This is a genomic window from Pseudoclavibacter helvolus, from assembly GCF_049707175.1.
Lineage (GTDB): Bacteria > Actinomycetota > Actinomycetes > Actinomycetales > Microbacteriaceae > Pseudoclavibacter > Pseudoclavibacter helvolus_A.
Genome location: NZ_JBNAFM010000007.1, coordinates 169185 through 177856, shown reverse-complemented (window position 1 = coordinate 177856; position 8672 = coordinate 169185). Strand labels below are relative to the sequence as shown.

At 66.6% G+C, this 8672-nt stretch carries 15 protein-coding genes; 5 read left to right on the top strand and 10 right to left on the bottom strand.

All coding sequences use genetic code 11. From position 1 onward, the window contains the following. On the top strand, positions 1–289 hold a 289-nt coding region (locus tag ACPYN9_RS07960; RefSeq protein ID WP_424465476.1), incomplete at its 5' end, for an integrase core domain-containing protein. Here the strand turns inward: ACPYN9_RS07960 and ACPYN9_RS07955 are convergent. Next, positions 286–1584: a hypothetical protein gene (locus ACPYN9_RS07955; RefSeq protein ID WP_424465474.1), complete on the bottom strand. Its 1299-nt coding sequence runs from the start codon at positions 1582–1584 to the stop codon at positions 286–288. The genes ACPYN9_RS07960 and ACPYN9_RS07955 overlap by 4 nt on opposite strands. 106 nt (positions 1585–1690) lie before the next feature. On the opposite strand from ACPYN9_RS07955, the gene ACPYN9_RS07950 reads away from it, so the two are divergent. The 3 genes from ACPYN9_RS07950 (at position 1691) to ACPYN9_RS07940 (ending at position 3437) form a co-directional block, all read left to right on the top strand. Continuing rightward, positions 1691–2071 carry a DUF488 domain-containing protein gene (locus ACPYN9_RS07950; RefSeq protein ID WP_424465472.1) on the top strand — a complete coding sequence of 127 codons (381 nt, stop codon included), beginning with the start codon at positions 1691–1693 and terminating at the stop codon, positions 2069–2071. Between the two features lie 38 nt (positions 2072–2109). Beyond that, on the top strand, positions 2110–2616 hold the full coding sequence (locus ACPYN9_RS07945; RefSeq protein ID WP_424465470.1) for a hypothetical protein: 507 nt from the start codon (positions 2110–2112) through the stop codon (positions 2614–2616). Positions 2617–2744: 128 nt separating this feature from the next. Beyond that, positions 2745–3437, top strand: coding sequence for a nucleotidyltransferase domain-containing protein (locus ACPYN9_RS07940; protein WP_424465468.1), 693 nt, complete (start codon positions 2745–2747; stop codon positions 3435–3437). Here the strand turns inward: ACPYN9_RS07940 and ACPYN9_RS07935 are convergent. Then, positions 3434–3640 carry a hypothetical protein gene (locus ACPYN9_RS07935; RefSeq protein WP_424465466.1) on the bottom strand — a complete coding sequence of 69 codons (207 nt, stop codon included), beginning with the start codon at positions 3638–3640 and terminating at the stop codon, positions 3434–3436. The two genes, ACPYN9_RS07940 and ACPYN9_RS07935, sit on opposite strands and share 4 nt — an antisense overlap. A gap of 84 nt (positions 3641–3724) precedes the next feature. Continuing rightward, positions 3725–3991 (bottom strand): M3 family metallopeptidase, encoded by a 267-nt coding sequence (locus ACPYN9_RS07930; protein ID WP_424465464.1) that lies wholly within the window; start codon positions 3989–3991, stop codon positions 3725–3727. A 172-nt stretch (positions 3992–4163) separates the two neighbouring features. Between ACPYN9_RS07930 and ACPYN9_RS07925 the strand changes: the two genes are divergently transcribed. Continuing rightward, the gene (locus ACPYN9_RS07925; protein WP_424465462.1) at positions 4164–5519 is read left to right on the top strand and encodes a tyrosine-type recombinase/integrase; all 1356 of its coding nucleotides are present in this window, start codon (positions 4164–4166) and stop codon (positions 5517–5519) included. Here ACPYN9_RS07925 and ACPYN9_RS07920 read toward each other — a convergent pair. From ACPYN9_RS07920 to nrdH, 7 genes are all read right to left on the bottom strand, one after another. Then, positions 5516–5800, bottom strand: a complete 285-nt coding sequence (locus ACPYN9_RS07920) for a helix-turn-helix domain-containing protein (RefSeq protein WP_424465460.1) — start codon at positions 5798–5800, stop codon at positions 5516–5518. The two genes, ACPYN9_RS07925 and ACPYN9_RS07920, sit on opposite strands and share 4 nt — an antisense overlap. 104 nt (positions 5801–5904) lie before the next feature. Continuing rightward, on the bottom strand, positions 5905–6258 hold the full coding sequence (locus ACPYN9_RS07915) for a hypothetical protein (RefSeq protein WP_424465458.1): 354 nt from the start codon (positions 6256–6258) through the stop codon (positions 5905–5907). Beyond that, positions 6258–6743, bottom strand: a complete 486-nt coding sequence (locus tag ACPYN9_RS07910) for a hypothetical protein (RefSeq protein WP_424465456.1) — start codon at positions 6741–6743, stop codon at positions 6258–6260. Before ACPYN9_RS07910 ends, ACPYN9_RS07915 begins: the two co-directional genes overlap by 1 nt. Then, positions 6740–7165 carry a hypothetical protein gene (locus tag ACPYN9_RS07905; protein ID WP_424465454.1) on the bottom strand — a complete coding sequence of 142 codons (426 nt, stop codon included), beginning with the start codon at positions 7163–7165 and terminating at the stop codon, positions 6740–6742. The genes ACPYN9_RS07910 and ACPYN9_RS07905 overlap by 4 nt, the downstream gene beginning before the upstream one ends. Before the next feature lie 74 nt (positions 7166–7239). After that, entirely contained in the window at positions 7240–7773 is a 534-nt protein-coding gene (locus ACPYN9_RS07900; RefSeq protein WP_424465452.1) for a hypothetical protein, read from the bottom strand. Between the two features lie 4 nt (positions 7774–7777). After that, positions 7778–8170 (bottom strand): Panacea domain-containing protein, encoded by a 393-nt coding sequence (locus ACPYN9_RS07895; protein WP_424465450.1) that lies wholly within the window; start codon positions 8168–8170, stop codon positions 7778–7780. A 181-nt stretch (positions 8171–8351) separates the two neighbouring features. Continuing rightward, positions 8352–8663, bottom strand: coding sequence for a glutaredoxin-like protein NrdH (gene nrdH / locus ACPYN9_RS07890; RefSeq protein WP_424465448.1), 312 nt, complete (start codon positions 8661–8663; stop codon positions 8352–8354). Positions 8664–8672 lie beyond the last annotated feature (9 nt).

Sequence of the window (8672 nt, the reverse complement as noted above, 5' to 3'; positions counted from 1 at the left end):
CAACGGATCTTGTTACCGATCCCACGCTTTCCGAGACGCTCTGCAAGCCACAGACATCAAACACCGCCGGACTCGCGCTTACCGACCCCAAACGAACGGCAAGGTCGAGCGCTTCAACCGAACCCTCGCCAGCGAATGGGCCTACGCGCACACCTACACCAGCGATGAAGCCAGAGCCGCGACCTACGACACCTGGCTCCATCACTACAATCACCACAGACCCCACACCGGGATCGGCGGCCAACGCCCCTCAGACCGTGTTCACAACCTCACGGGTCAATACACCTAGCGGCCGATGGCGTCTTCGACGAATGCCCTCGACAGCCCGAGCTCCGCGGCGATGAGATCGATGCTGGCACCGGCCGCCGCGAGGTCCCTGATCCCCGTCGTGAGTGCATCCGCGTGCTCCGTGAACGCTCCGCCGCCCATGCTCGCGGCGATGAGCTCCCGCAACCGCTCGAACTGCCGCCGGTGGGCATCGCGCAGCTCCGATGTCGATGGTCCGCCTTGGCCGAGGAAGAACTCCCAGTCCGACGTGCGCGGGCGTCGCGTCCATGGATCCTGGTCGCTCGGCCGACTCCACTCCTGGCGGGGCGCATCCGCTTCGCGGACGACATCTCTGAGCCAGAGCGTGGAGTCGGGCGCCCACCCCGCGATGATCGTCGCGAATTCGTCGTCGACAGGAATGAGCTGTGTCGCCGCGGAGAGGTAGGCCAGCGTCGTGAGGTGCACGGAGTCCCAGGCGCTCGCTACCCGCTCCCAATCGGGCATCACCCAACGGCCATCGCGCCCAGTCGTGCGGTACCAGTCGTGTCGTCGCGACGCGGTCACCTCGACCGGGTAGGCGCGGCACAGTTCTGCCCAGTCTTTGGCGGAGGCGATCTCGAGCACTGTGCCGGAGCCACGTACGGGGATGAACGTTGCGGCGGTCCAGCCGAAGGAGTCCTCCATGAGCTCACGGGCGGCCTCGACGGAACCGCGGGTCTCGAGCACCGTGAGCGGAACAGACCACCAGGTGCCGGACCAGTTCGCGCGCGGATCGGCGGGTCGCTCCCGCTGCGAGCGTCGTTCTTCGTCGTTGACCTCGCTCGTCCAGGTTCGGAGCGCGTTGTCGGGCGCTGTGAAGAGCGGCGCGGCCTGCGCCGCAGGGTTCCAGTCGACGGCCCACTGCGTCGCGGCGCGTGGGGCCGCAAGGTCCGGCAGCGAGGCGACCAGCAGGGCGGCGACGGGCATGAGCGCGCTTCGAATCTCAGGAAGCGCGGCCGCTAAGTCGTTGCCATCGGGCTCCTGCCAGTAGCGGGCAGCGTCGAGTGAGGCTCGCAGCGCCGTCCGGAGGAAATCGGAGTCGACGTTCGCGAGGTCGACGTCACTGATCTTGGTGGCGACGTCCGCAGCTGTCAACGACGGATGCTCGGCCGGTGCGTCGTCACCTGCCATACGCAGGATGACGCCGGGGTTCGGGTCGATGTCCTGCGCGAACCAGGACAGCGAGCCGTCCACACCCTCGTCGAGGAGCCGGACGTACTCGAGGCAGAGGCGGCGACCTCGGGGGCCGAGGAGGAGGCGTTCTGCAGCATCGTGCACGAGGCCAGTCTGCACCAGAGCTCTGTTGTCGAGATGACTGACCGCGCGCCCTACCGCCGCTGACGTGGTCGAGAGTTCCGTTCGGCGCGCCGGGCACAATGGCTGCATGGCTGTGACGATGAAGCGGGTGTACGAGGCGCCGACTGAGGATGACGGGTTCCGGGTGCTTGTGGACCGGCTGTGGCCGCGGGGCCTGTCGAAGGCGCGCGCCGAGCTGGATGCCTGGGTCAAGGATGCTGCGCCGAGCGACGTGCTCCGGCGTCGCTGGCACGCTGATCCGGCGGGGCACGATCCTGCGCACTTCGCCGCGTTCGCTGACGACTACCGTGCGGAGCTGGCCGTGTCGCCTGCGCGCGATGGCCTGGCCCTGCTCGCGCAGTTCGCACGGGAGCACGACCAAGTCACGCTCTTGTATGGCGCTCGCGATGAGACGACGAATCACGCCGTCGTACTGCGCGACGCGCTGCGGCGGGAGCTGGCGAGCTGACGGTCGAGGAGAGCCGTACGCTGACTGCAATGGATGCCATGCCTGAACCCCTCGAAGCCGCCCTTGATGCTCTCGCCCCGTCCGGCGGCGATCCGCTCGCCCGCGTCTCTGCTGCCCGAGACGCCGCGCGCTGGCTTGAGGAAGTTGCGCTCGTGCAGGCAGTGGAGCAGGCTCGAGCGGCCGGGGCAACGTGGGCGCAGATCGGTGCCGCGCTCGGAACGACGGGAGCCACCGCTACGACGAGATTCGGCGGGACGCCCGAGGAGCGGGAGGCGCGCGCGCAGCAATCACGTGAGCGAGCCGCGGAACGCAACAGGGCAGCATCCGAGGCCATCGGGGCGACGCCGCGCGAGGATCTGCCGGGCATGTCGGTCGCCGACGCCGCCGAGCAGCTCGACCTGCAACTGGGGACCTTTCGGAGGCGCATTCAGGTCGCTCGCGAGCGGAACAGCGACGCCTTCCGCGAGGCGATCGCGCTGGTGCAGCTGTCGCCCAAGCGCGAGGTCATGCGAGTCGTCGACCTCGAAGCGGCCGCGCGCCTGTAGGAGGCACCAGGAGCTGTCGATACCGTCGCAGCCTGAGGTGGAGGCCGCCCGCAATCCGCGAAGCCCTCCGGATGAGCTGCGTTCGGCCGCGCTGCACCGGGAGTGCCGCAGGACCTAGGCTCGTGGGCATGGAGCCGCTTGAAGTTGCCGTCGCGTTCGTTGGCGAGCGGTTCGACCTCGCCGAGGTTGCTGTCATGGGCGGCAGCTCGGCCTCCGGACGGCGCACGGCGACGAGCGACATCGACTTGCTGCTGATTGGGCCAGACGCCATGTATCGGGACGGGCGCACCAGCTTGGCGAAGAGTTTCGCCTACGGGGGCGAGGTCATCGAGCTCTTCTCGTACACCGACGCCGGCTTCGAGAAGTGGGTCACGAGTGACCTAGCCACGTACAGGCCGGTGCTGCTCAGCATGCTTTTGAACGGACTGCCGGTGCGCGGCGGCACTCATCTCGAGTCGCTCCGCGATCGCTGGCGGCCGGTTATCGAGGCGGGCCCCGTGGTGACCGAGCATGAGCTGTCGACGAGGCGATACGGGGTGACGGACCTTCTCGACGACCTGCGCGATGCACGCGATCCGCTGGAGCAACGCGTCACTGCCGGTTTGCTCTTCGAGAAGACCGCCGAACTCATGCTGCTCGCCAATGGGCGCTGGCTCGCGACGAGTAAGCACCTCGTCCGGGCGTTGAGGGCGTGGAACTCTGACCGGGCGGAAAGCCTCGCGGTCCCGTTTCTCGACCTCGACTTCCGCGCTTTCGCGGACCAGGTCGAAGCCGAACTCTCTCTGCTTGGCGGACGACTGCAGGCAGGCTTCGTGCGCTAGCGGTGAAGTCCGGTGGGGACCTCGTCGAGTTCCTCGTTGCTGGGCGGAGGATCTACGACAGCCTGCACGCGTCGGTTGTGGAAGACGAGCACGCAGATCGCAGGGACAAGGATAATGACAGCGGGGATGACGGCTGCGAGCCACGGGGCAATGCCTGCGGCCCGCCACAGGAGGTTGATGCCGCCCGTGATGGCCAGGATCATGACGAGCCGAGGGACGAACCACCACTCCTCGGCGAGTCGCCTGAACTGAACTGGGTGGAGGAGCCGCAGCCCCTCCGCCCAGCGCTACTGCAGCCCGCGGCGCTTCAGCAGCGGCTCGATCGGCGCGGGGCCGCCGAGCAGCTCGCTGACCAGCGACATCGCGTCGCGCGACCCGCCGGGCTCGAGAATGCTCCGGCGGAACCGCTCGCCAGCGGCGCGCAACCCACCATCGAGTTCGGCCTGCTCCGCGAACCAGTCGACCGTCGCCGCGTCGAGCACCTCACTCCAGATGTAGCCGTAGTAGACGAAACGGCGTGTCGAGTGATGCGCGGTGTCGCGCCAGATTGCCAATTTTGCCCCGACTGCCCAGTAATGGCGCGGAAGTCGAGCATCGGTGCGGTCGCTCGGAAAATCGTCTCTGAGAGACGTAGCGTGTCGGTAGCGTGTCACGGATGCGATTCTGACTGCTCCGGTGAGTGAATGGACGGACCCCGCATACTGCGGGCGTCGGAAGGACCATTACATGCCACGCGAAGCCGCCCGCCACGGAGCCATCCTCGGGACGAAGAAGACCGGCTTTCGAGGGAGCATCGTGGTCGACGGCACGCGAAAGTACGTGCGCGGCAAGACGAGGGGAGCAGTGCAAGAGCGGCTGTCGGCGCTGGTCGAGAAGGCTGCCGCTGACAAGCTGCTTGTCGAGCGGGCGGCATACGCCGAGCAGGGCTGGCAGATCGCGTTCGATGGATGGATGGCGTCGTCGTCGCTCGCTGTCACCACGATCCAGTCTCATCGAAAGCTGGCGTCCGGCATCCTGGCGAAATCCGACTGGTGGGCCAAGGCGATCATCGACACGACAACGGCGGAGATCGACGCCTGGGTGGACGGCTTGCGTAATCGCCACGGCGAAGCAGCGGCCTGGAATACGAAGAATATGGTGGTGTCGATTGCGAAGAACACCGCTGCTTACGCCCTGCGGACCGGTCGCTTCGGAATGACGAGCAACCCGGTCACGGATGTGGCCGTCGTCCGCCGCAACGTGACCGAGCACGTCTCCTCGCTCACGCGCGACCAGGTGCGCTCGATTCTGGAAGCAGCGCGGGAACTGTCACCGCATGCTGCTGCGCGCTGGTCGCTGGCGCTGCACCTTGGACTTCGCCCGGCTGAATGCCTCGGTCTCGTGCTCGGCGATGTCGAACGGACACCGACGCACCTGATTGTCACGGTGCAGGCGACGCTCGTCAGGGTGCAGGCGAACGAGTTCACTGAGACCCTCTGGGTGCGCCAGGCGGCGACGAAAACGAAGGCGGGTCGGCGTCGCATCCCGATCCCGCTGACAAGCGTGCCGGGGGTGCTGCTCAACGCCCACCTGCACGAGCTGGCTCAGCAGCGTGCGGAGCACGAGGCGGGCGACACCACGGCTGCCGATGACTACCTGCACGAGCTGCGGGTCGCGCTGGCGAAGTCCGTGAAAGCGGGGCTGGCCGGGACAGACGCGGAGAAGCCGTTGTCGATCCCGGCCGACTGGCTCTTCCCGCACCCGGATGCCGTCGACCGACCGAGGCCGCAGGACTCGGACCGTGCAGAGTGGAAGCGGCTGTGCACTGCGGCGGAGATTTCACCTCTGCCGACGCGCTATGCCGCGCGCCACACGGCGGCCACCCACCTGATGGACCAGCCGGGCGTCGACCCGCTGGCCGTCGCCGATATTCTCGGCCACGCAAGCCTGGAGTTCAGCAGGGCTCGGTACGCAGACGGACTTGACCAGCGTACGGTCGCCTTCTTGGACACGACGTTCGGGGGAGTGGCACGCCCGGTCGGCACCACCGAGGTGTACCGCAGCGTGCCTGCGACGAAAGCACGGAAGAAGCGCGGAACCTAGGAGGCGAGGTCGATGCCGTCGAGCACGTCCTGCGTGACCGCGTACGTGTAGTGGTAGCTCACGCTGCCGTCTGCTGCTCGGTCGAACTGCTTGTCTCCGTATGTCCAGTAGGTGGAGCCGAGGCCCGCCAGTGCGTCCGCTCGGACGCGCCAGCGCGAGCGACCGGCGCTGCCGATGTCGATGCCAGAGAGACGGCCATCGGCCAACATGGAGCGGACGGTGGACGGCGCGCATTGCAGTTCGCGGGCGGCTTGGGCGACGGTGAGATAGGGGCGGGCCATGGTGTGGGTTTCCTTCGGAGCGGCGGATTTTGCCCACAGTATGCGGGGTCTCCGAAAAGCCCTGGTCAGTCGGCATGTCGTGTTTCGGTGCCGTGCGCCGTTCGCTAGAACTCGACCTCCCGCCGTCGGCTGATCGCCGCCACCGGTACGCCGCGCCGGACGGTGTCGGCCAGGGCATCGCGGAGGCGAACATCATCGGCCTGCCATCGGGGTGCCCCGCCGGGAGTGAGTACGTCATAGGTCCGGCCGTCGTCGTGGAGGATCAGTCGGTAGGCCGCTGCGCCGGGGTCGAGCACGGCCAGAAGCTGAAGTCGCGTCTGCCTCGGCCAGAGGAGCTGGATGTCGAGCCCGGCGGCGAGGGTGGTCGAGATCAGGCTGTCGAGATCGTCGAGCGGAGGCTTGCTCGCTCTGAGTACGAGCGGCGGGAGTGAGTTGCAGTTGCAGGTGTCGTCGGTCATCAGAAGGAGAATCCTGTCAGGGGGTCGTCGTACTGCTCCGGCGGACGGCGCTCGTCTGCGAGGTGGCCGAGCTGGTGGGCTGAGCCCTGGATGATCCGCAGGTTGCGCAGGCCGGGTGGCAGCGACCGAGTCCGGCAGGCTTGGGACAGCAGCCCGGGCAGACGGGCGTCGTCGGCAGCCCATGCGGCGTCGCCCTCCGGTGTGCGGATGATCCATCGCGCCTCGACCAGGCGGCCTTGCTTGGTCGGCGTGATCGCCTCGAAGAGCAGACGGTAGCCCGCCTTGATCGGGCTTGCGATCAGCGAGTCTTTGCCAGGCTGACCGAGCCATTCGGTGTTCGGGCCGTCGGCGAAACAGACGTGCACCGTGTGCCGCTCGTCCAGAGCGAAGCCCATACCTTCGCGGTCCTGCCCTGGCCAGTAGACACCGCCGTCGCTCTCAACCGCAAAGCACTCGACAGCCTCGTCCGGCTCGGGCACCCTCACTGCACGTCCTCGGCGGTGATCCCGACGAGCGATGCCGGGTGCAGTTCGAGCCGCCGGAGGTGCCTGCTCAGATCGCCGGTCTGATAGCTCTTCAGCAGCAGACTCGCAAGTTCACGGCCGACCAGCCAGCGGCCCGCCGTGCGCGGTCCCAGAACCGCGTAGTTTGCGCGGAAGGGCTTCCACTGTCCGACGCTGAGTTGGAGGCCGCTCGCGCTGAGGGTCAGCCGCGCTTCTGCGTTCTCGACCGGAACGGCGGTCAATTCGTCGGCGGGCAAGCCGCAGAGCTTTGGGAAACGGACGGTGACAGCGCGCCGATCCTCTAGTGCTTCGAGGATCGGCGCGCTGTCGCTGGGCCGCAGCAGCGTTGTCGGCGCGGGCGTGCCGGTGGCGCTGTCGGACAAAATGCAGAGGGTGCGAGCCATGGCAGGAGTATGCGGTGCATGCGGCCTCACGGCAGGGGCTAGACCGCTAGTCAGCGCCACCCGCGTCGGGCTCGTCAGTCGTCGACTGGGTAGACCCTATGGTTCCGGTCGAACCAGATGATCTCGAAGCGTCCACCGCTTCGGCGGCCCCAGAGGCGCGTGAGCGAGTTGAGGCGAAATCGGAACACCTCGTCTGGAAGCTCTTCACCTTGAAAGCGTTCGACCAGTCGCTCTTGGGCGTCGCTGCACAGTTTGTCGACACTCATGCTGTGATGCTTCCGAAAGCGCTTCTGTTGGCGTCCGTTGTACGTGTGCGATTCGATCTCACCCCAAGTGAGTGCTTGCATCTGTTCGAGAAAATCGAGAACGCCATGCGACTCCGGCGCTCCAAGATGCCAGTCCCACTCACCGCTAAATTCATAGTCGAGGCGCTGAGCTGTCCAGCGGAACGGCATCTCCGTCGTCGTAGCTGGGACGGCATTCTGAGTCGACACTGTCTTTGAAGAGGGGGCAGCAGTTTGAGCGGCCGCTTTCCGTGTGTCGTTCCACTTGCCTACACCTGTGGGGGCCTCTTGGACGGGGAGGCTCTTGCGATTCTTCTTAGGCACGCGCTTAGTCGTTGAGCTGGTCGAGCCCGCCGAAGAAGTCCTGCATCGTGTTGAGATCGAGGTTCTTCTGAGACCTGTTGCCCGGGGATAGTCCCTCGCGGGCTTCGAGCCAGGGGCGTTCCTCGTGCGTCTTGTCGCTGAGCTGTTGGCCGCTCAGGTCGCCGTAGGCGCTCAGTACGGCATCGACTGTCTCGCGCTGGTCTGCGTTAAGCGCGTCTGGATTGCCGTGACGCCAGTCTTCAACAGAGAACTGGCCTCGGTGCTCGTCGAACAGAGCGTAAACGACGGGCCCATTCGCCCAAGCCTGGATGGGTTCGTCGAACAGTGGTTCTTCGTCCCAGGCCAAAGACCACCCCTGCGAGTAGTAGCAAAGCTTCTGAAGTTTCATGGTGGTCATGCGACCCTTCTTGCGAAGGATGTACGCCGCCACATCGTGAACGTTCGCCACATCGACCTCCCCTCAACTGTCTACGGTCGAGGGTTCAGTCTATGCGTGACCGCAGGATGCGTCCGACGGGGCACGCCAGCGGCAGGTGATGCCAGTGCCGTGGGAGGCGTTGAACTGCCAACCGTGCTGTCTACGCGGCGGGGAGCGGGGCAGGTGGCTGCGCTTCGAGCGCGGCGAGACGGCCGGGCTGGAAGCCTGACCAGTGGTCGACAGCGCCGTCTGGGTGCTCGACGTAGACGACCGGAGCCTGCTGGTAGCCCAGCTCCTTGACGAAGGCGAGGGCTTCGCTGTCGGTGGACACATCGACGATCTCGTAGGCGATGCCCGCTCTGTCGAGCGCGCGGTAGGTGGCCGTGCACTGCACGCACGATGGCTTCGAGTAGACGGTGATGATGGGGTTGGTGTCGGGGGTGCCGACGGGGGATGGGTTGGGTGCGGTCATGCGGTTCTT